The organism is Pseudomonas peli, assembly GCF_050563605.1.
Classification (GTDB): Bacteria; Pseudomonadota; Gammaproteobacteria; order Pseudomonadales; family Pseudomonadaceae; genus Aquipseudomonas; species Aquipseudomonas peli_A.
In genome coordinates, this window is the sequence record NZ_JBNXUH010000343.1 from 1 (window position 1) to 346 (window position 346).

Here is a 346-nt window from a genome sequence, read left to right on the forward strand (position 1 = left end):
CGCTCACTTCCTCTCCCCCTCTCTTCCAGTTTCCTCTTCCTTTCCTTCCCCCCCAGGCGCTTGTTCAACTGCTTCCCCACCCACCCCCGACTCACGCCTCTGCTGTCTCTTCTACAGCACTTCCCCCTCCTACGACGACCCACCACTTCGTCTCGTGGGCTCGGAGATGTGCAGCTGGCTGTCATTCACGCCCAGGCGATTGATCAACTGATGGCCAATATCGTCGCGAATCACGCCGATGCGGTAAGGAATAAAGACAGAAGAATGTAAGAGAAGACAAAGAAGGTACGAAGGGGGAAGGAGAAAGAGGCGGTGGGAGAGGATTGGCCCAACAAAGTTGAAAGGC

At 55.8% G+C, this 346-nt stretch carries 1 protein-coding gene; it reads right to left on the reverse strand.

The genetic code is table 11. The features are described 5' to 3' along the window. Positions 1–129: 129 nt before the first annotated feature. Positions 130–346 (reverse strand): hypothetical protein (locus tag ACQ4LH_RS21945; RefSeq protein WP_430699019.1); only part of this gene is annotated, 217 nt, incomplete at its 5' end.